Source organism: Virgibacillus sp. L01, from assembly GCF_052246775.1.
In the GTDB taxonomy this organism is placed as follows: domain Bacteria; phylum Bacillota; class Bacilli; order Bacillales; family Amphibacillaceae; genus Lentibacillus.
Genome location: NZ_JBQQCP010000001.1, coordinates 60,346 through 79,467 on the forward strand (window position 1 = coordinate 60,346; position 19,122 = coordinate 79,467).

17 protein-coding genes and 1 tRNA gene are annotated in these 19,122 nt (G+C 39.1%); 3 read left to right on the forward strand and 15 right to left on the reverse strand.

All coding sequences use genetic code 11. From position 1 onward, the window contains the following. Positions 1 to 41 precede the first annotated feature (41 nt). On the forward strand, positions 42 to 1,748 hold the full coding sequence (ptsP, locus tag ACTWQM_RS00255; RefSeq protein WP_443256163.1) for a phosphoenolpyruvate--protein phosphotransferase: 1,707 nt from the start codon (positions 42 to 44) through the stop codon (positions 1,746 to 1,748). Positions 1,749 to 2,010: 262 nt separating this feature from the next. Here the strand turns inward: ptsP and ACTWQM_RS00260 are convergent, their stop codons facing one another. The 12 genes from ACTWQM_RS00260 to ACTWQM_RS00315 form a co-directional block, all read right to left on the reverse strand. After that, positions 2,011 to 2,598, reverse strand: coding sequence for a nitroreductase family protein (locus tag ACTWQM_RS00260; protein ID WP_443256164.1), 588 nt, complete (start codon positions 2,596 to 2,598; stop codon positions 2,011 to 2,013). 9 nt (positions 2,599 to 2,607) lie between these two features. After that, positions 2,608 to 3,564: a nucleoside hydrolase gene (locus tag ACTWQM_RS00265; RefSeq protein WP_443256165.1), complete on the reverse strand. Its 957-nt coding sequence runs from the start codon at positions 3,562 to 3,564 to the stop codon at positions 2,608 to 2,610. A gap of 296 nt (positions 3,565 to 3,860) precedes the next feature. Then, a complete protein-coding gene (gene eno, locus ACTWQM_RS00270) occupies positions 3,861 to 5,147 on the reverse strand; it encodes a phosphopyruvate hydratase (protein ID WP_443256166.1) in 1,287 nt (428 codons plus the stop codon). Between the two features lie 53 nt (positions 5,148 to 5,200). Further along, the gene (gene gpmI, locus ACTWQM_RS00275; RefSeq protein WP_443256167.1) at positions 5,201 to 6,739 is read right to left on the reverse strand and encodes a 2,3-bisphosphoglycerate-independent phosphoglycerate mutase; all 1,539 of its coding nucleotides are present in this window, start codon (positions 6,737 to 6,739) and stop codon (positions 5,201 to 5,203) included. Next, positions 6,736 to 7,494, reverse strand: coding sequence for a triose-phosphate isomerase (gene tpiA / locus ACTWQM_RS00280; RefSeq protein WP_443256168.1), 759 nt, complete (start codon positions 7,492 to 7,494; stop codon positions 6,736 to 6,738). Before tpiA ends, gpmI begins: the two co-directional genes overlap by 4 nt. Positions 7,495 to 7,520: 26 nt before the next feature. Then, the gene (locus tag ACTWQM_RS00285; protein WP_443256169.1) at positions 7,521 to 8,702 is read right to left on the reverse strand and encodes a phosphoglycerate kinase; all 1,182 of its coding nucleotides are present in this window, start codon (positions 8,700 to 8,702) and stop codon (positions 7,521 to 7,523) included. Between the two features lie 117 nt (positions 8,703 to 8,819). Further along, entirely contained in the window at positions 8,820 to 9,830 is a 1,011-nt protein-coding gene (gene gap / locus ACTWQM_RS00290; RefSeq protein WP_443256170.1) for a type I glyceraldehyde-3-phosphate dehydrogenase, read from the reverse strand. Between the two features lie 39 nt (positions 9,831 to 9,869). Then, positions 9,870 to 10,898, reverse strand: coding sequence for a sugar-binding transcriptional regulator (locus ACTWQM_RS00295; protein WP_443256171.1), 1,029 nt, complete (start codon positions 10,896 to 10,898; stop codon positions 9,870 to 9,872). Between the two features lie 124 nt (positions 10,899 to 11,022). Then, on the reverse strand, positions 11,023 to 11,265 hold the full coding sequence (locus tag ACTWQM_RS00300; RefSeq protein ID WP_443256172.1) for a glutaredoxin family protein: 243 nt from the start codon (positions 11,263 to 11,265) through the stop codon (positions 11,023 to 11,025). A gap of 13 nt (positions 11,266 to 11,278) precedes the next feature. Further along, positions 11,279 to 12,553 carry an RNA polymerase factor sigma-54 gene (gene rpoN, locus ACTWQM_RS00305; protein WP_443256173.1) on the reverse strand — a complete coding sequence of 425 codons (1,275 nt, stop codon included), beginning with the start codon at positions 12,551 to 12,553 and terminating at the stop codon, positions 11,279 to 11,281. 176 nt (positions 12,554 to 12,729) lie between these two features. Beyond that, positions 12,730 to 14,049, reverse strand: coding sequence for a DUF4179 domain-containing protein (locus ACTWQM_RS00310; RefSeq protein WP_443256174.1), 1,320 nt, complete (start codon positions 14,047 to 14,049; stop codon positions 12,730 to 12,732). Next, positions 14,027 to 14,566 carry a sigma-70 family RNA polymerase sigma factor gene (locus tag ACTWQM_RS00315; RefSeq protein WP_443256175.1) on the reverse strand — a complete coding sequence of 180 codons (540 nt, stop codon included), beginning with the start codon at positions 14,564 to 14,566 and terminating at the stop codon, positions 14,027 to 14,029. The genes ACTWQM_RS00310 and ACTWQM_RS00315 overlap by 23 nt, the downstream gene beginning before the upstream one ends. Before the next feature lie 215 nt (positions 14,567 to 14,781). Here ACTWQM_RS00315 and ACTWQM_RS00320 point away from each other — a divergent pair, with 215 nt between their 5' ends. Next, positions 14,782 to 15,123, forward strand: a complete 342-nt coding sequence (locus tag ACTWQM_RS00320; RefSeq protein ID WP_443256176.1) for a hypothetical protein — start codon at positions 14,782 to 14,784, stop codon at positions 15,121 to 15,123. A 172-nt stretch (positions 15,124 to 15,295) separates the two neighbouring features. Next, the gene (locus ACTWQM_RS00325) at positions 15,296 to 16,216 is read left to right on the forward strand and encodes a prenyltransferase (protein WP_443256177.1); all 921 of its coding nucleotides are present in this window, start codon (positions 15,296 to 15,298) and stop codon (positions 16,214 to 16,216) included. 497 nt (positions 16,217 to 16,713) lie between these two features. Here ACTWQM_RS00325 and ACTWQM_RS00330 read toward each other — a convergent pair whose 3' ends face one another. The 3 genes from ACTWQM_RS00330 to ACTWQM_RS00340 form a co-directional block, all read right to left on the reverse strand. Further along, a complete protein-coding gene (locus tag ACTWQM_RS00330) occupies positions 16,714 to 18,207 on the reverse strand; it encodes a BCCT family transporter (protein ID WP_443256178.1) in 1,494 nt (497 codons plus the stop codon). Positions 18,208 to 18,295: 88 nt separating this feature from the next. Further along, positions 18,296 to 18,574, reverse strand: a complete 279-nt coding sequence (locus ACTWQM_RS00335; protein ID WP_443256179.1) for an atypical membrane-integrating protein (Mistic protein) — start codon at positions 18,572 to 18,574, stop codon at positions 18,296 to 18,298. A gap of 309 nt (positions 18,575 to 18,883) precedes the next feature. Beyond that, positions 18,884 to 18,957, reverse strand: a tRNA-Arg gene (locus tag ACTWQM_RS00340). Positions 18,958 to 19,122: the final 165 nt, after the last annotated feature.

Consider the following 19,122-nt stretch of genomic DNA (forward strand, 5'->3'; position numbering starts at 1 on the left):
GGATAAATGAATTTTTAACTGAAGGGTTGGTTTATTAAATTATGATTCAAGGGATAGCAGCATCAAATGGCATAGCAATTGCTAAAGCATATCAGCTAGTCACACCAGATTTAACATATGAAGCAAAACCGATTGACGATCCGAATAAAGAAGTTGAACGGTTGGAAAAGGCATTGGAAATATCCAAACAGGAATTAGAAAAAATTAAGGCACATACTAAAAAGGAAATGGGTGATGAGCATGCCGAAATATTCTCCGCTCATTTGCTTGTTTTAAGTGATCCAGAGCTTATTAAACCTATTAAGGATAAAATCAATTCGGATAACGTAATGGCTGAAGTTGCTTTAGACGAAACAGCCAATATGTTTATCGACATGTTTAAAAATATGGATAACGAATACATGCGTGAACGTGCAGCCGATATTCAGGATGTTACAAAGCGGGTTAAAGCGCATTTACTTGAAGTAACTTTTCCCGACCCTGCATTAATCGATGAAAAAGTCATTGTAATCGCAAATGACCTGACGCCTTCTGACACTGCACAATTGAACCGAGATTTCGTGAAAGGTTTCGTTACCGATGTTGGCGGGCGTACATCCCATTCAGCAATTATGGCACGTTCTCTTGAGATTCCAGCTGTAGTTGGAACAAAGGAAATCACCAGTTCCGTTAAGCAAAATGACATGGTGATCGTTGATGGAATTGAAGGAAACGTAATTATCAACCCTTCAGATGAAGAGCTCGCAACTTACAAGGAAAAGCAGGAAACCTTTGCAAGACAAAAAGAAGAATGGGCTAAAATGAAGAATGAGCCTACAAAAACCTCAGACGGCGAGCAGGTTGAACTTGCTGCAAATATCGGAACACCTAAGGATGTATCAAGCGTCCTTGACAATGGCGGAGAAGGAATCGGCCTTTATCGCACAGAATTCTTATACATGGGTAAAAACCAGCTTCCTACCGAGGAGGAACAATATGATGCATATAAGTCTGTGCTCAAACAAATGGACGACAAACCAGTAGTTGTTCGAACATTGGATATCGGTGGCGATAAAGAGCTAAGTTATCTCGACCTGCCAAAAGAATTAAACCCATTCTTAGGCTTTCGTGCGATTCGCTTCTGTTTAGAAAATGAAGATGTTTTCCGCACACAATTACGTGCCTTATTGCGTGCAAGCGTACACGGTAATTTAAAGATTATGTTCCCTATGATTGCAACACTCGAAGAATTCCGCCAAGCTAAGGCAATTCTTGTAGATGAAAAAGAAAACCTGAAAAAAGAAGGCACTAGCGTATCGGATCAAATTGAAGTAGGAATTATGGTTGAAATTCCATCCACTGCTGTAATTGCAAAACAGTTTGCCAAAGAAGTAGACTTCTTCAGCATTGGTACAAATGATTTAATACAGTACACAATGGCAGCAGACCGGATGAATGAACATGTATCCTATTTATATCAGCCATATCATCCAGCAATTCTAAATCTGGTAAGCAATGTAATTGATGCCGCACATAATGAAAACAAATGGGTTGGCATGTGCGGTGAAATGGCCGGCGATCCAATTGCCATTCCGGTTCTGTTAGGACTCGGTTTAGATGAATTCAGCATGAGTGCAACATCAATCCTGCAAGCACGTACACAAATTCACGACCTATCGATAGAAAAACTAGCTTCGTACAAGGACAAGATCTTGTCGATGGGAACAGCTGAAGAAGTTGTGGAATTTGTTAAGGAGAAAACGGAATAAATCTAGCTGATTGCTCGGACCATGTGTTTGGTCCGAGCAATTTTTTTGTAAACATAGTTTGCTGCCTAGTTCTGGTTGATATATCCAGATTTGGGTCGATATGACGTTATTTCCGTCGATATATTCATTTTTGAGTTGATATCACATTATTTCAGTCGATATATTCACTTTCCGGTTGATATCACGTCTATCCAGTCGATATAATCATTTTTCCGGTTGATATCACGTGAAGTTAACCATGTCCAACCACCAATAACTTATTTTATTCCGAAATTATCTCCAGCTTATCTTCAATCCGATTGCGTCCTCTATCCCTGGGAACGCGCTCTGGATATCCAATCTGCATAACAGCAGCAACCTTCATTCTTTTACTATCCAATCCAATATCCTCTACAAATCCTTCATCATGCATGTATGGAGTGACCGTCCAAAGCATGCCAACACCATACTCCCACGCAGCTAGCTGTGTGTTCTGAATAAACGCACACACCGCTGCATATTCTTCTTCATAGCGTACAGGATCTTCTTCTTTTTCGAAGTAAATCAACGCATGCTGTGGAACCGCCAGCAGAAAGTCCCGCATAGATGCAATCATTTTCTGAGTTTTTGGATCATCATCTTCCTTAAGCATCCCAATTCGTTGATAACTTGCAATAATTGCATCTACAAAAGCTTGTTTACCTTCCTTTTGAAAAAGCTTTATATTCCAGGGTTCTTTCATATAGTGTGTAGGTGCGTACGACCCATAAGTGAAAATTTCTTTTAAAATAACTTCTTTTACCTCTTCTTGTTTAAAATTATGAATAGACCGTCGTTGTTTGATTGCCTGTAAAATATCGATGTGTTTCACCTCACCTGTTTATTCAAATTGCTGCCCTGTCATCACCGTCATAAAGTTTGTATAAAATTTCTTATAATCTAGTTCGAATGCAATACGATGCAGTTTCTTCTTCTCTGTTTCTTCTGTAACGGCATATGGACGAATGTCCGCAATACTTTGTCCTCTAACTATTCCATTTTTTTCTACGATTTGTACTGGCAATGTTTGATAGCCTAACATATCCTCATTGATGACCGCCATTAGAGTAAGTACGTCATGCAACGGGCTCCCTTGAATATTTGGATTGCGTTCTTTATAAAAATCATAATAATAATCCAATAACGTTTTAATTATCTTCGTTTCGTCGGCCATGTCAATGTAATCAACCATACGGGGAGTTGCAATCGCCTGTGACGTTACATTCAATGGTATAATCGTAACATTATGAGCATATTTTAACACAATCTGGGCTGCAATAGGGTCCCCATAAAAATTTGCCTCAGATACAGCGGTGACATTTCCAGGAACCCAAAATGCCCCACCCATTATATAAAAACCTTTAACATTAAGCATACGTTCCTGATACAAAATAAACATCGTTGCAAGGGAAGTTAATCTCCCAATGTTAACAATAATCAATTCATCCTGATGTTTCTCAATAAGGTCGATAATCCCAAAAAAGTTTTCAATGACTTCCCCATCTTCAACCTTTGGAGGAATAATAGGACCAAGTCCGTATTCTCCATGAATCTCCGGAAAAAATTCCGGCGTCTCGCCTGTCATTGGTATTTCAGCTCCACCAAATACCTCCACCCCTTCAGCGACATTATAAAGATCTCTGATGTAGTGCACATTTGCTAAAGCCTTCTCCCTAGCAATATTTCCATAGTCAGCAACAACCCCAACCACATCAATCTCATCATTAAAATAGGAATAAATAAGCCCAACCGTATCATCAATGCCAATATCTCCAAAGACTAATACTTTTTGCACCAACAGTATCCCCCCTTTGTAAATATCTGTTAATTACACCTATTACACCTTATTCCATTAGGGCTTTGTCCTATGTTCAGAACTTTTCTCTTAAATAGATGCCACCTTTTCACTCTTACAATCGATTGTAGAAGTGAAAAAGTGGCATCTTTTAAAATTTAGTTGAAGTTCTCCGTATCTGGTTGAAGTTCTCGATATCTGGTTAAGAGTTCGCCATAATAAGCCAAGCCCACCCGTCCTATAAGTCACTTAACAAAAAAAAGAGACGGATTCACTCCGCCTCTTTCATAGTATCAGTATTATTTATTTAAGTTATAAAACGCACTCAGCCCGGCATATTCACCCATGCCAGCTAATTCGTCTTCGATACGTAATAACTGGTTGTATTTTGCAACACGGTCTGTACGTGACGGTGCGCCTGTTTTAATTTGTCCAGCGTTGGATGCAACAGCTATATCGGCAATTGTCGCATCTTCTGTTTCACCAGAACGGTGTGAAATGATAGCTGTATATCCAGCACGTTTGGCCATTTCGATTGCTTCAAAGGTTTCGGTCAATGTGCCGATTTGGTTAACCTTAACTAGGATGGAGTTACCAACACCCTGTTCGATACCTTGGGAAAGCTTACTTGTATTTGTAACGAATAAATCATCACCAACAAGCTGTACGCGATCTCCAATTCGATCAGTTAATAATTTATGGCCTTCCCAGTCATTCTCGTCCAAGCCATCTTCAATTGAGATAATTGGGTATTTATTTACCATATCTTCATACCAGTCAACCATTTCTGCTGATGTCCGAACGACGCCTTCACCTTTCAGATTGTATTTTCCATCACTGTAAATCTCAGAGGCAGCTACGTCCATTGCCAATTGAACTTCTTCTCCTGATTTATAACCCGCAGCTTCAATCGCTTCCACAATGGTTTGCAATGCTTCTTCGTTGGACTTGAGATTTGGTGCGAAACCACCTTCATCGCCAACTCCAGTGTTGTAGCCTTTTGATTTTAATACTTTTTTCAAAGAATGGAAAATTTCTGCACCGGTTCGAAGTGCTTCCTGAAATGTTGCTGCAGCTACAGGCATAATCATAAATTCCTGAATGTCTACATTATTATCAGCATGCTCTCCACCGTTTAGAATGTTCATCATTGGTGTTGGAAGTGTTTTTGCATTAAATCCACCTAAGTAATTGTAAAGTGGGATTTCCAGGTAGCTTGATGCAGCATGTGCAACTGCCATCGATACACCCAAGATGGCGTTGGCACCAAGATTGCCCTTGTTTTCTGTACCATCAAGCTCCAACATAATTTGGTCAATGATATTTTGACGAGTTACATCAACACCAATTAATTCAGGACCAATGATATCATTAACGTTCTGAACAGCCTTTTGAACACCTTTTCCTAGATAACGTTCACTGTCACCGTCACGGAGCTCCACCGCTTCATATTCACCAGTAGATGCACCACTTGGTACTAATGCAGCACCAAATGCACCTGATTCTGTAAAAACTTCCACCTCAACAGTAGGGTTGCCGCGGGAATCTAACACTTCTCGTCCATAAACATCTGTAATATATGGCATAAAAATCGCTCCTTTTGTTTTTATAATTTTAATTAATGGTTAGAAAAATACGCTTACCTTTTAATTAGTGATTCGCCAGTCATTTCTTTTGGTTGTTTAACATTTAACAAATCCAGTAATGTAGGTGATAAGTCGGCTAAAATACCACCATCACGAAGTTCAAGCTCGTTCCCCGTTACAATAACAGGAACAGGGTTAGTCGTGTGAGCAGTCATTGGATCACCTTCCAATGTTGTAACTTCATCAGAATTACCATGATCCGCTGTAATGATCGCATTACCACCAAGCTCGACAATTTTATCAACTACTTTACCTAAACATTCATCAACCGCTTCAATTGCTTTAATTGTCGGCTCCAGCATACCAGAATGCCCAACCATGTCGGGGTTAGCAAAGTTTAATAAAACTGCATTATGCTGTTTGGAATCAAGTTCCTCCAGCAATTTTTCAGTGACCTCATAAACACTCATTTCAGGCTTCAGATCATACGTCGCAACTTTTGGAGAATCGATAAGGACACGTTTTTCACCCGGGAATTCATTTTCACGTCCGCCACTCATAAAAAAGGTGACATGCGGGTATTTTTCCGTTTCGGCGATTCGAAGCTGCTTCATATCATTCTGTGCCAGTACTTCACCAACAGTATTATCTAAATTGACAGGCTTATATGCAACATAACCATCAACTGATTCACTGAAGTTCGTCAGCATCACGAAGTCCAAATTTTTGGGAACGTTTTCTCCACGGTCAAAGTCTCGAAAATCTTCATTTGCAAATGTACGGGAAATTTGAATAGCCCGATCGGGACGGAAATTGTAAAAGATAATCGAATCCTCATCCTGAACCTTTCCAACAGGTTCATCATTATCATCAGTAATAACAGATGGAATAACAAACTCATCATGTATTCCATTTTCGTAGGAATCGTCAATTACTTTATATGGGCTTTTATATTTAGGTCCTTCACCATAAACCATGGCATCATACGCTTTTTTAACGCGTTCCCACCGTTTATCGCGATCCATGGAATAATAACGGCCGGAAATTGTAGCAATCTTTCCGATACCGTATTCTTGCATTTTTTCTTCTGTCTGTTCAATGTACGTTTTAGCTGTTTGTGGTCCAACATCACGACCATCCAGAAATGCATGAACATAGACATCTTCCAGCCCATTATCCTTAGCCAGTTTCAACATTGCGAAAAGATGGTTAATATGGCTGTGCACACCACCGTCTGATAACAGACCAAAAATGTGCAGTGATTTACCCTTATCCTTCGCATGCTGCATCGATTTAAGAAATGCTTCTTTTTCAAAAAAGTCGCCTTCTTTAATCGACAAGTTTACACGGGTTAAACTCTGATAAACAATGCGACCAGCACCAATATTGAGGTGACCCACTTCGGAGTTGCCCATTTGACCCTCAGGAAGTCCCACAGCTTCGCCACTTGCTTGTAACTGATTGTGGGCAAACTTTTCCCAATAGCGGTCAAAATTTGGTGTGTTCGCCTGTCTGACTGCATTCCCCATCATTTCATCACGGATACCAAATCCGTCCAAGATAATAATTGCAGCTAAATTTCCCTGATTCATTTTGTACCGGCCTCCACAAGTGCTAGAAATGATTCTGCTTCAAGGCTGGCTCCTCCAACTAGTGCACCATCAATGTCAGATTGTGTTAACAATTCATCAATATTGGCAGGTTTGACACTGCCACCATATTGAATAACAACTTTTTCAGCAATATCTTCTGACGCAGCATCCTTGATTACATTACGAATGTGCGTGCAAACTTCATTCGCTTCCTCACTTGAGGCAGTTTTACCTGTACCAATTGCCCAAATAGGTTCATAGGCAACAATTGTTGATGCTACCTGTTCATCTGATAATCCCTCAAGCCCTTTACGAACCTGTTTTTCAATGTGGTTCATCGTGTCGTTTGCTTCGCGTTGATCAAGTGTCTCACCAACACAAACAATCGGTGTAAGATCATGTTTAAATGCTGCATGGGCTTTCTTATTGACCGTTTCATCCGTTTCAGCAAAATGTTCCCGACGCTCAGAGTGACCAATAACAACATGAGTCACACCAAGGTCTTTCAGCATAACCGGGCTTACTTCGCCGGTAAATGCACCCTTCTCTTCGTAATGCATGTTCTGCGCACCGATTTTTACTTTTGTTCCTTTTGTTTTTTCAATCAAAGATGTTAAAAAGGGGAATGGTGCACAGATAATAGATTCCACATTATCATTACTTGGTACCTTTTCTACCACATCATCAGTAAACTGATTTGCTTCTGCTAAAACTTTATTCATTTTCCAATTTCCAGCGATTACTTTATTGCGCATCCTCTCACCTCTAATTTCAGATTTTGTTATTTGTCATCTAATGCTTGTACACCTGGCAACACTTTGCCTTCCATAAACTCAAGGGAAGCTCCTCCACCTGTTGATACATGGTCCATATCTTCAGCAAAACCAAACTTTTCAACAGCTGCAGCAGAATCTCCACCACCAATAACAGTATAACCTTCTGTGTTTGCTAATGCCTCAGCCACTGCTTTTGTTCCACCAGCAAATGCATTATATTCAAAAACACCCATTGGTCCATTCCAAATTACCAGTTTTGAGTCAGCAACAATTTTTTCATAAATTTCACGTGTTTTTGGTCCAATATCTAGTGCTTCCCAATCTGCAGGAATTTCATTAATATCAACAATTTTCGTATTAGCTGTTTCTGAAAAATCATCAGCTACGACTGCATCCTTTGGCAAAATAAAGTTCACACCTTTATCCTTTGCTTTTTGAATGAATTCTTTTGCCAAATCAATTTTGTCTTCCTCAAGCAACGACTTACCAATTTCATGACCCTGTGCTTTAATGAAAGTATACGCAAGTCCGCCACCAATAATAAGGTTATCTACTTTATCCAATAAATGATCGATTACATTGATTTTATCTTTTACTTTGGCACCACCGATGATTGCTGTGAACGGTCGTTCTGGATTTTCAAGGGCTTTGCCTAGTACTGCAATCTCTTTTTCCATCAGGAAGCCTGCTGCAGCCGGCAGCTTTTCAGCAACACCTGTCGTTGTGGCATGTGCGCGATGTGCCGCTCCAAATGCGTCATTTACATACAAATCAGCCATCTCCGCGAAAGCTTCTGCTAACTCCTGATCATTCTTTTCCTCACCAGCTTCAAAACGGACATTTTCAATTAGTAAAATATCTCCATCACTAATTTGTGAGATGGCTTCATGAACTTCTTTCCCGTAAACAGAGTCCGTTTTCACAACATCTTTATCAATAAGATCACTTAGACGCTCCGCTATTGGATCCAAACGCAATTCTTCTTTAACCTCTCCTTTAGGACGGCCGAGGTGACTCGCCAAAATAACAATTGCGCCATTCTCGGATAAATATTTAATTGTTGGCAGTGCGGCCTTGATTCGTGTATCATCGGTAACTTCGCCATTTTTCATTGGCACGTTGAAGTCTACGCGGCAAAACACTCGTTTTCCTTCTACATCAAGATCGTAAAGTGTTTTTTTGTTCATGCCTATACCTCCTGCTTTTAAACTTATGTATCTTCTTAAATTCCCCGGAATTGCTCACACTAATCACATTATACAAGAAAAGGAAGAGGATTGCCCCTCTCCCCCATTTAATATATTTTACAATCCTTGGTTTTGGATATATACTGCCATGTCTACACAACGTGCAGAGTAACCCATTTCATTGTCATACCATGAAACGACTTTTACCATGTTATCTTCAAGTGTCATGGTTGATAGGCTATCAAAGATAGATGAATGCGGATTACCAACAATATCAGATGAAACAAGTGCTTCATCACTGTATTCCAATACATCTTTCAAGTCGCCTTCAGCCGCTGCTTCCTGGAATGCTTTATTTACTTCTTCTTCTGTCACATTCTGATCCAATTCTGCAACCAAATCAACTAATGAACCATCTGGAGTAGGAACACGGACTGCCATACCATTCAACTTGCCATCTAATTCAGGCAATACTTTTCCAACAACTTTTGCTGCACCAGTTGATGTTGGAATGATATTTTGTGCTGCAGCACGTGCACGACGATAATCTTTATGCGGCAAGTCAAGAATTTGCTGGTCGTTTGTGTATGAGTGAACTGTAGTCATCAAACCACGTTTCAAACCGAATTTATCCTGTAACACTTTTGCTAATGGTGCAATACAGTTGGTTGTACAAGATGCATTGGAAACAATGTGATGCTCACTTGGATTATAGTCCTGTTCATTAACACCCATAACCATTGTTAAATCTTCCTGTTTTGCCGGAGCTGAAATGATTACTTTCTTCGCGCCAGCGTCAAGATGTTTCTTCGCATCATCACGTTGTGTAAAACGGCCAGTAGATTCAATCACTATATCTACGCCAATATCTCCCCAGCCTAAGTCAGCTGGATCTCTTTCAGATAGCACTTTAATTTCCTTTCCGCCAACAACGATATTGGATCCGTTTACTGATACTTCCTGTTCCAATTTGCCGTGCACTGAATCATACTTCAATAGATGTGCAAGCATATCCGCATCTGTTAGGTCATTTACTGCAACAACCTCAACTTCGTCATTTTTAAGTGCCTGACGAAAAACATTACGTCCAATCCGTCCAAATCCGTTAATTCCCATTTTTACTGTCATGTATAATTCCTCCTAAGATTTTATAAAAATTTATTCTATTTAAAGAGATTCATCTCTTAAAATCTGTTCAGCAGCTACTTCATCTGTTATAAGCAGATCACTTTTACCTTTTTTAAAATAAGAAGCAATTGCATTAGCCTTCGAATGTCCTCCAGCTATTGTTATTACTTGGTTAACTGTCGATAAGTCATCGAGCTGTATGCCAATAGTCCTTACCTTATGAACAACATCACCGAACTTATCAAAATAATAACCAAATGCTTCACTTACTGCTTTCTTCTCCTTTAATTGCTCCGTAACTTCTTTTGGTGTTTTCCTTCGTTCAGCCATTGTTAACGCGTCGCCTATTCCGTGTAACACAACACTTGAACTTTTAATCAGCTGTAGCGTTTCATTAATAGATGGTTCCTTGATGATATTCTGATACGATGTTTCACTTAATGGATCAGGAACATAAAGTAACCGATAATCACCTTTCGCTTCCCTTGCCATCTTGGCAACAATCGTATTGGCCTGATTTTCTTCTTTCTCACCAATACCACCTCTTGCCGGGACAAATAAGCTGCTTGCTGCATTATCAAAAGGGACCATCATGCTGGCAACTGCAGCCATTGTTGTTCCACCAGTTACTGCAATTGTTTGTGGAGATCTCACGCTTTCCTTTAAAAAGGAAGCACAAGCTTTACCCATCTCTTGTTTTACCCAATCATAGTCATCGCTATTACCAGGAACAACCACAATATTACTTACTTGTAATTTATCCTTCAATTGCCTTTCCAAAACACTTAAACCCATTGCTTCCTGCATGAAATCGGACAATTGCTTGATTACTAATTTTCCCTCTTTTGTAATTTGCATTCCTTTTGATGTGATATCGATTAGACTTTGCTCATGTAGAAAATCAATCTCACCACGCACATTACGTTCGGTAAGGTTTGTGTTTTCTGCTAATCCACGTCTCCCAATCGGCTGCAGGAGTTCAATATTCTGCAAAACAACATAACGCTGCTGCATGATTTCCAGGAGATCAGGGTATAATTTTTTCTGTATGTCAATTAAATCTCGCATGAAAATACTCCTCCGTGGACAGAATTGATCCCGTCCGGCAATATTACGTCCCACCTCAGGCAAAAAAATATGTGGATGATTTTTACTCCACTTATTATTTTACCATACACATATTATTATTCAATCAATTTGCTTCTTTTAATGCTTTTTCCAATGCATCGTAACTGATTTGCTCACAATCAAGGGTTGTATCATTTATTTTGACAACTGGTATCATCAATTGATATTTCTCGAGCCATTCATCTTTTGAATAAATATCCCGTTCTTCCAATTGAAAAAGGTAATCGTGTTTTAACAGATCAAGTAAAGATCGTGCATCATCACATAGTAAACAATTTTCTTTTGTATAAAAAATAACGTTTTGCAAAGTTTATCCCCCATTATTTTCTTTTCGTTGAAGCAGCTATTCCTAGCTGTTCACGATATTTCACCACTGTTCTTCGTGCTATCGATATTCCAAATTCGTCATCCAGCCGGTTTTTAATCATCTGATCGGACAACGGCTTCTGCTTATTTTCATGTTTAAGCAGTTCAAAAATTAATTGCTTAATGACAAATGACGACGTCTGCTGCCCGTCTGCTTGTTTAACGCCTGACTGCAGGAAAAATTTAAGCGGGATGACACCATTCTTTGTCTGAACATATTTATTGGATATCGCACGGCTAACAGTTGAAATATGCAGCCTTAATTCTGTGGCAATATCCTTTAAGGTTAACGGCTGCAGCATAAAAGAACCATGTTCAAAATACATCTGCTGCTTGTCCACAATATTTCGGATGACTTTCTCCAATGTATTTGACCTAAATGAAATTGCATGCTTGAGCCAGTCCACTTGCTTTAATTTATCTTTTAGATAATCCTCTGCTTCTTTCTCGTTTGCCATAAGGTTAGCATAGGATTCATTGATTTCAATCGCCGGTGAATTCCATTTATAAAAAGAAATCTTCCATTTGCCATCTTCTTCATAAATATTTGCTTCCGGAATTATATATTCTGTACTGGTTCGTGATAGAAGTTTACCAGGCTTTGGGTGACAGGATTTAATATCTTCTAACATAACTTTGGCTTTATCCTTAGTTAACTGATATTGATCGGTTATGGCAGAAATGTTTTCTTCAGCTACCCAATCCAAATGTTCCTGCAACAACTCTTCGATATATGGATATGATTCACCCATCTGTAACTGGATACATTCCTGCAAAGTTCTAGCTCCAATTCCAGCGGGATCAAGTGACTGTATTAATGCTAAAGCCTGTTCAGCCCTTTCTATTGTTGTATTGCAATTTTCGGCCCATATATTCACGTCAATATCCAAGTAACCATCATCATTCAGCGAATCAATCCCAAACGATACAACTGGCTCCAAATCACTCGGCACATTCAATGTGTACAGCTGGCTCTTTAACTGTTCGTACATTGATAATGTTGCCTGATTTATCTCTCCAATCGAGGGCTGCTCCGTATTCGAATTTTTATAACTCGTTATTTCGTAATCATAGTTCACTTCTTCTATCAAAGGATTCTCTTTGGAAATTTCCTTAATATATTCAATTATTTCAATACCGGTAAACTGCAATAAATGGATCGATTGCAGCAGGGATTGGTTCATTTTTAACTGTAATGTCTGTTCTTGCTTGAGTTTTTGCTGCACCATAATCCCCTCCAGTCTACCTTCTATTTTATAAGAAAACTTGGCATTCGCCAAGCCTTTAATTGCGAATGCCTTAGTTGCACTTATGCAGTAGGAAAGTTTTTTACTTTCCTAGCTGCCAATAAAAACTGCATAAGGTGAAAAGAACAAGGCGAAGTTTAACAGCCCTGTTCTTTCGCTTATTTAATCCTCACCTTTTCATCCCCCGTAATCCAGTTTGGAAAAAACTCCAGTTCTATTGAAATAGGTGATTTCAATTGATCAGAACTTTCCATATTAAAGCCAATTTCCGCCATACCCTTATCAGGCCTATATCCATTGGAAAATGACCGTTTTATTGTCGCCTCATATCCTGTATTATCTCTCATTTTTCCAAATATAAAGTAGGAAAATTGCTTTTCGGTATACAATTTAAGACTAACCCTATTTCCATTAACTTCCATATCTCTTAATTTATTTCCGTTCGGCTGTTGCAAGATGACGTCTTCCTCAGTATCTATTACAAGCTTGTTTTTGTCTTTATCAATGGCTTGCATTCTACTAAAAACTAAATATAACCTCTCAGGGTCGTGAAAATAGTTACTTTGCAAGTATATAATTTGCTCATTTTCAGCAATCTCGCTTCCAACAACCCCATTTATTTTCCCCCATGTTTCTCCACGCTCATCAACTAGGCGCATATCTTCAAATGCTAGGATTTCTTTTGTATTGTTGGGATCCATTTTGACATGAACAGCAACTCTTAGCGGATAAACCGTAGCATCCAATATCGTCATTTTTTGTCTTTCAACGGTAACATCCTTGTTAAGTTCATATGTTTTCTTTTCGCGAATATCTTCCTTAAGTTTAAATGGAATGCTAAGCTCCTCGTTAACTGAATCACCAGTAACTTTTAGGTTGATTTCAAATTCTCTTGACTTAAATGGCTTTTCAAAAAAGTATTCGATTGTCCCACTGTACGTTTTTTTTCCTTCTTCAGAGTTATGTGGCATTCCAAAGGATACACTGGAAAGGTCTAATATTTCGCCACCGGAACTCTCCAAGTGGGTATCCTCAACTGAAATGTCTTTCTGTTTTTCATCTGTATTTAATGTGTAAAACAAGACTATCCCGTTTTCGTCTGCAATTGCCCCATCTATGACAACCTCCAGACCATTCTTTTCCTTTGAAACAGCAATTTCCTGGTAGTAATCGTTTTTGAATGCTGACATCATTCCTTTATCATCCCGGATTAATTCCACTATCTTTTCCATACCAGGAATTTCTGTTACGTATTGTGCAAAGACTGGAGAAACCCGGATTGATGTTACAAATGTAATTATTATGATAGCCACCATTGCAACGCTCATTATCCATTTCTTTTTTCGCGGTCTTTGTTTTGTTGATTTAGCCTGTTGATAACCTGATGATATGGCATTATCTAATGCATCAAGAGGGATTGGGATATCGTCATATGCTTTTTTATAATCATTCAATTTATCCTCTTCTTTTTCGTACATGAAGATTCCCCTCCTTCTCATCAAGCAATTCCCGTAACGATTTCAATGCTTTGTTAAGCCATGTTTTGACTGTTCCTTCTGGGCATTCCATAGCTGCGGCAATATCCTTTATTTTTAAATCATGAAAATATTTAAGCATGAGAATTTCATGTGACTGTTCATCCAAACTTTGCATCGCATCCTTTAGTTCTATCCTAGTATGGTTGTCTGTGACTCCTTGTTCCTGTATTTTTTCATTATCAAAAATGATGCGCTTGTTCCTTCTAAGCTGGTCATTACAATAATTGATCATCACCCGGATAAGCCAGGTTTTGAAATAAGAAGGTTTCCTGATTGTATGTATTTTTTTATATACGCGAAAGGTAACCTCCTGCACTGCTTCTAATGCTTCGTTTTCATTTTTAAAATAGGATAGTGCTGTCTTATACAAATCAATTTTATAAATTCTCATTAGTTTTATAAAAGCCTCATCACTGCCTTTTATGGCTTTTTTTACTAATCCGCCGTCCTCTTCCAACCTTCTACCCCCTGCCTGATTCTTTGTCTATGTATTAGACTGCTGAAACCTGAAAAAGTTTTTATTATTTTTCCATTATAGACGTTTTTTAGTGAAATGTTTTAAAAGTATTCACCATTTCATTCAATTTGGTGACATATATCACATTATTACACGGACTAGAGGATTAAACTATAACCAAGAAATAAGAAAATAAAGCAGAGTTGGTGATTGTTATGCCATGGGAAGTCCGTCAAATTATATTAGGAATCCATATATTTCTAGCTGTAAATTGGATTGGTGGGGTTATGTTCATTGGCTGGGGTGTTTTTCCATCAGTCAGAAATATGATATTTACTCAACATAGAAAGTTCTTCCTCGCACTTATTCAATGGTCACACAGATTCCTAACAGCAGCAGGTGCTGGTGTTATTTTGACAGGAATATTACTTGGGACGATCGGCGGCCCGATTAAAAATTTTGATGACATATGGCATACATCATACGGAAACATTTGGTTAACTGCACTACTAATCGCACTATTCACTTTACTATGGGGGGGTTTTTGTTGGGTATAGGCAATCCATAAAGGTATTTTCAGATGTTGCGCTATGGGAAAATGCTGATTCTGGTGATAAAAAACCTCTTTCAAAAGCCTTACGGATAACTATACTTTTAGAATCGGTGGAGATTAGCAGCTTTATTGCTCTAATTATTTGTATGGTATTACTATAAGAAGGAGTGGCGATCATGACACAAATTACAATGGATCTTAGATTTGATAAATATTATTACCGTTCTTCCTGGTTTCAACTCATTAAACCAATGACTCTTACAGGTACACTAACTCCGGTATTAGGCGGCACAGGAATAGCTGCATCAAAAGGACCGGTTCAATTTGATGTGTTTTTTGCCCTTTTATTCGCAGCACTGCTAATACAGGCAGCAACAAATCTATTCAATGATTATTATGACTTCCGGAATGGGCAGGACAAAGATAAATGGACTCTTAATCCATCTGATGCACATGGCCCATCACATACAGTAGTTCCTTATGCAGCAGGTTCAATGCTCGGTATTGCCATCATAAGTGGAGCATGGCTTGCTTTAACGAGCAGTTTATGGGTTATACTTGCGGGGATTTTAGGAATCACTTTTGGCTATTTCTATTCAGCGGGGCCACACCCATTATGTTCAATCGGATTAGGTGAAACAGTCGCATTTATTTTTCTCGGCCCCGTTATAACAGTGCTTGGATACAGTGTTCAAGGACATACAGTGGATATTCAGATTGCTGCAATCTCGCTGCCTTTTGCGATGCTTATCGCCTCGATGATTTTAACAAATAACATTCGGGATTTGAAAAAAGACAGCAACTTTCGAAAAACACTTCCAGCAATTTTAGGGCGTACCAGAGCAATGAACATACTTGTTACACTGCTTTCGATTGCTTATATAACAGTACTTGGACTTGTTTTATACAACGTAATCGCTTGGCAGTCGCTAGCAGTTTTATTAGCCTTACCGCTTGCTTTTCGCTTACGCTGGGCTTTGCGCAGTAATGCTAAACGATCTGTAGAAATTAAAGGAATGAAATGGGCAGCATGGCATCATTGGGCATTCGGACTGCTATTTTCATGTGGGGTTTGGATTGGTTTTTTAATTAATTAAGTTTTCTTACAAAGTCTAAGGTTAGTTAATTCGTATTATGAGTGTGAATCTACGACACGCAGCTGGTTTAAATAGTTAAAATCTTATTTTTCTATATCATAATATTCACATTGAGGATAAAGCAATTGCAATCCACCGGCGGAAAGGCACCGGCGAGACAGTTCTGTGCGCAGCATGAGAAGGCGCACGAGTTACTGTGCTGTCGCGCGAGTTCGCCGTGTTAGCGCGCGAGTTTGCCGTGTTGTCGCGCGAGTTTGCCGTGTTGTCGCGCGAGTTCGCCGTGTTAGCGCGCGAGTTTGCCGTGTTGTCGCGCGAGTTTGCCGTGTTGTCGCGCGAGTTGCCGCGGTGTCGCGCGAGTTCGCCACATTGTCGCGCGAGTTGCCGCGGTGTCGAGCGGAGTTTGCCGTGTTGCCGTACGAGTTCGCCACGTTGTCGCGCGAAATTTAACAAATCACCAAAAGAATAACAAGGGACTTTATATCCCTTGTCTGCAACCTCTATTTCACTTTATCCGGACCACTCTTTTTATCTTTCTGCAATGCTTTATAGAAGGAAAAAACCATTAGCAGCATAATTATCGAAAATGGAAAAGCTGCTGATATCAGAGCATTTTGCAATGCTTGCAGTCCTCCCGTATACAAGAGTACAGCTGCTATGGTTGATTGCGCAAATCCCCAAACAAACTTAACGGTTGTCGGCGGGGATAAAGAGCCATTTGTTGTTTGCATACCTAATACAAATGTAGCTGAATCCGCTGATGTAATGAAAAAAGTTCCAATTAGCATTAAGGCAATTATCGATAAGACTATACCTAATGGAATTTCGCCAAACATTCCAAATAAAGCTTGCTCATCTGGGAGCCCGGCAATATCGGCTCCTTTATTCTGTTCATCAATACCTGTGATGCCAAATGTTGAAAACCAAAGGAAGCTGACAACGGAAGGTACAAGGAGGACACCTGTCAGGAATTCCCGAATTGAGCGTCCTTTTGATACGCGGGCAATAAAAATTCCTACAAACGGTGCCCACGCTATCCACCAAGCCCAAAAGAATACAGTCCAGTCCAATACCCACTTCCGCTCCTCATCATTATGAGGAGCGATGCGAAAACTCTCTGTAGGAAGTTGTTGAAGATATGCGCCTATTGTATCTGTAAATGAATTAAAAATGTACAATGTTGGGCCCAATATTAATGTACCAACCAATAATATCCCCGCTAAAGTCATATTAGCATTGCTTAAGTACTTGATACCTTTGCTAAGACCAGTATACGTAGATAACATAAACAACACAGTTACAATAAGAATTATAACAAGCTGAACCCAAAACGAACTCTCGATATCAAGGAGATAAGTTAGTCCTCCATTAATCTGCGTCGCGCCAAAACCAAGGGTTGTAGCTACACCAACTATTGTGGCAAATACGGCAATAACATCAATTAACTTTCCCCAGCCACCTTCCATTTTGTCCCCAAAAATAGGCTCAAGAGTAGCACTTATTAAACCAGGCTTTCCGTGACGAAATGTAAAATAGGCTAGAACTAAAGCAATCACTGCATATATCGCCCATGCATGTATACCATAGTGGAAGAATGTGACACGCAGCGAATCCTCAAGCGCTTCTCTTGTACCAGGTTCTGCTGTTGGAGCGGTATTAATATAATGTGATACAGGCGATGCTACACCATAGAATACTAGACCTATCCCCATACCAGCACTAAAAAGCATAGCAAGCCACGTAGGGTAGCTGAATTCCGGCTTTTCGCCCGGCTTCCCAAGCTTGATCTTACCATATGGGCTAATAATTAAATATAAACAAAACAGTACAAACAACGTTACAATCAGTAAATAATACCAGCCAAAATTAACAGATATATAGTTCATAATTGTTTTTGAGATATTTTCAAAACCTGTGGGGGCCAAAACTCCCAAAAAAGACATACCTAATGTTATGGCCAATGTAATCCAAAAAACGATAGTTACCTGTTTCATTTTTATCCCCTCTTTCTGCATTTCTAGTGTTAGTATCTCTGAATTTCATGGTGCTATACAGAAAGGAAATATGTTATTTAGATGTAGTTTACGAGGAACCGTCGCTATCTTCTCCTTTTTTATTAACTCCTTCAAGATCTAGCCAAGAGAGCATCTCACGTACAACCGAATTGATTTTCTCATTGACTGCATCATCACCGAATTTAGCCTTTGCTTTTTCAATCTGTTCCACGACCTTTTGATCAAAACCTATCAGTTCAGTATCGTCTTCCATTTCATTAAATAAATCAATCATAGCATCGTTACCCTGCTGTATCTGATCGATGGCATCGCTGTATTTTTTGTAATCTTTTTCATTTGCCTTCATATGTATCACCCATTACTTAGATTATCCAAAAAGTATAACAATATTAGAAGTTAGCTTAGGTCATAAGTCTACGACCGGAATTATTCAGTCTTCTCGGCCAATTATTCAGTCTTCCTTCAACAATTACGTGGTTATTCAGTTTCCAACACTGTTTTATCAGTCTCCGTTGCACATTATTCAGTACTCATCCACTTTAATTCAGTTTTCGACCATTTTTAAGGTTAGTTACACCTAGGCAGTAGAAAAATAACTAAAAAAAGGCAAGGGCTACATTAACTGTAGCCCTTGCCCTTTTATGTTTCATTTAAGTGCGCCCAGAGGGATTCGAACCCCCGACACTTGGTACCGGAAACCAAAGCTCTATCCTACTGAGCTATGGGCGCGTATTATATAAAGTAATTTTGACACATACGATATTATAACGCCACATTCCCATAGAAACAAGTCTTTTCATATAATCTTTTCTTTTCGAATATTTATTCTAAATATTATTATTTTTGAGAAAAAAGAGAAAAACTCCAAATTATCTTTTTAGGTTGTATACTAAA

Bases quoted from the DNA above. Each gene is read 5' to 3' on its own strand.
- ptsP (WP_443256163.1), top strand. From the start codon at position 42: ATGATTCAAGGGATAGCAGCATCAAATGGCATAGCAATTGCTAAAGCA.
- eno (WP_443256166.1), bottom strand. From the start codon at position 5,147: ATGCCATATATTACAGATGTTTATGGACGAGAAGTGTTAGATTCCCGC.
- gpmI (WP_443256167.1), bottom strand. From the start codon at position 6,739: ATGAATCAGGGAAATTTAGCTGCAATTATTATCTTGGACGGATTTGGT.
- tpiA (WP_443256168.1), bottom strand. From the start codon at position 7,494: ATGCGCAATAAAGTAATCGCTGGAAATTGGAAAATGAATAAAGTTTTA.
- ACTWQM_RS00285 (WP_443256169.1), bottom strand. From the start codon at position 8,702: ATGAACAAAAAAACACTTTACGATCTTGATGTAGAAGGAAAACGAGTG.
- gap (WP_443256170.1), bottom strand. From the start codon at position 9,830: ATGACAGTAAAAATGGGAATTAACGGATTTGGACGGATTGGACGTAAT.
- ACTWQM_RS00295 (WP_443256171.1), bottom strand. From the start codon at position 10,898: ATGCGAGATTTAATTGACATACAGAAAAAATTATACCCTGATCTCCTG.
- rpoN (WP_443256173.1), bottom strand. From the start codon at position 12,553: ATGGTGCAGCAAAAACTCAAGCAAGAACAGACATTACAGTTAAAAATG.
- ACTWQM_RS00310 (WP_443256174.1), bottom strand. From the start codon at position 14,049: ATGTACGAAAAAGAAGAGGATAAATTGAATGATTATAAAAAAGCATAT.
- ACTWQM_RS00320 (WP_443256176.1), top strand. From the start codon at position 14,782: ATGCCATGGGAAGTCCGTCAAATTATATTAGGAATCCATATATTTCTA.
- ACTWQM_RS00325 (WP_443256177.1), top strand. From the start codon at position 15,296: ATGACACAAATTACAATGGATCTTAGATTTGATAAATATTATTACCGT.
- ACTWQM_RS00330 (WP_443256178.1), bottom strand. From the start codon at position 18,207: ATGAAACAGGTAACTATCGTTTTTTGGATTACATTGGCCATAACATTA.
- ACTWQM_RS00335 (WP_443256179.1), bottom strand. From the start codon at position 18,574: ATGAAGGCAAATGAAAAAGATTACAAAAAATACAGCGATGCCATCGAT.